The organism is Streptomyces sp. NRRL B-1347 (assembly GCF_000720325.1).
Taxonomy (GTDB): domain Bacteria; phylum Actinomycetota; class Actinomycetes; order Streptomycetales; family Streptomycetaceae; genus Streptomyces.
Genome location: NZ_JOJM01000204.1, coordinates 1 through 1,771, shown reverse-complemented (window position 1 = coordinate 1,771; position 1,771 = coordinate 1). Strand labels below are relative to the sequence as shown.

1 protein-coding gene is annotated in these 1,771 nt (G+C 70.5%); it reads left to right on the top strand.

The genetic code is table 11. The annotated features are described in order from the left end of the window. Window positions 1-1,771: acyltransferase domain-containing protein (locus tag IG74_RS0144445; protein WP_030689489.1), on the top strand; the 1,771-nt coding region annotated here is incomplete at both ends.

Here is a 1,771-nt window from a genome sequence, read left to right as displayed (position 1 = left end):
GTTCGCTCAGGCTCTGGACGAGGTGTGCGCGCACCTGGACGTCGTACTGGACCGTCCGCTGAAGGACGTGATGTTCGCGGCCGAGGGTGGCGCGGACGCTGAGCTGCTGAACCGGACGGCGTTCACGCAGCCCGCGCTGTTCGCCATCGAGGTGGCGCTGTTCCGGCTCCTTGAGCACTGGGGTGTCACCCCGGATGTGGTGATGGGGCACTCAGTGGGTGAGATCGCCGCCGCGCATGTGGCGGGGGTGTTCTCGTTGGAGGACGCGTGCACGCTGGTGGCGGCGCGTGGCCGGTTGATGCAGGCGTTGCCGGAGGGCGGCGCGATGGTGGCGGTGCAGGCGTCGGAGGAGGAGGTCGCCGGATCGCTTGCCGGTCGTGAGTCCGAGGTGAGCATCGCGGCGGTCAACGGCCCGACGGCCGTGGTCATCGCCGGTGACGAGGCCGCCGTACTGGAGATCGCCGGGCAGTGGGAGCAGGAGGGGCGCAAGACCCGTCGGCTGCGGGTCAGCCATGCCTTCCACTCGCCCCGTATGGACGCGATGCTGGGCGACTTCCGCAAGGTCGTCGAGGGACTGTCGTTCGCCCCGCCCACCATCGAACTCGTCTCCAATGTCACCGGCAAGATGGCGGACGCGGAGGTGTGCTCGCCGGAGTACTGGGTGCGCCATGTCCGGGAGGCGGTGCGGTTCGCGGACGGCGTGCGGACGCTCGACGCGCAGGGCGTGACCACCTTCCTGGAGGTGGGCCCCGACGGTGTGCTCTCGGCGATGGCACAGGACTGCGTGGCAGAACGGGCCGAGTCCGGCTCGGCGCCCGTGGTCGTGCCGGTGCTGCGCAAGGACCGCTCGGAGGCCGTCGCCCTGACCACGGCGCTGGCTCGGCTGCATGTTCATGGCTCCGTTGTCGACTGGCGGCCGGCGTTCGACGGTCTCGAAGCTCGCAGGGTCGACCTGCCGACATACCCGTTCCAGCGGCAGCGCTACTGGATCGAGAAGTCCGCCGACGGACCCGGTGTCGATGCCGGCATCCGGGACGAGGTGGACGCGTGGTTCTGGCAGGCCGTGGAGCGCGAGGACCTCGCATCGCTCGCCAAGACGCTCGACTTCGATGACGAGGCGACGCTGGGCGCGGTGCTGCCCGCGCTTTCGGCGTACCGGCGCAGCAGCCGTGACCAGTCGACCATTGACAGCTGGCGCTACCGCGTGGCGTGGAAGCCCGTCTCGGACGTGGCCGGTGGGTCGCTGTCGGGGACGTGGCTGGTGGTGGTTCCTGCATCCGGTGCCGGGGACGAGTGGGTGGCGGAGGCCGTCGCCGGGCTTGAGCGCCATGGTGCCGATGTGGTGTCGCTGGTGGTGGATGAGGGGGACCTCGATGCCGGGGTGCTGAGCGGGCGGCTGCGCGAAGTCCTCGCAACCGCACCGGAGTGGGGCGGCGTGTTGTCGCTGCTCGCTCTGGACGAGGCGTCGTGCCCGGGGTATCCGGAGCTGTCGGCTGGTTTTGCTTCGACGTTGACGCTGGTGCAGGCGTTGGTCGAGGTGGACGCCGAGAGCTTGCTGTGGTGTGTGTCCCGGGGCGCGGTGTCGGTGGGCCGTTCCGAGCGGCTCAGCCGTCCGGCGCAGGCCATGGTGTGGGCGCTGGGCCGGGTGGCCGCGCTGGAGCATGCCCGGACCTGGGGTGGTCTGGTTGATCTGCCCGAGGTGCTGGATGAGCGTGCGGTCGCGCGGCTGGTGGGCGTGCTGTCCGGCGGGGCCGGTGAGGCTGCTGAGGAT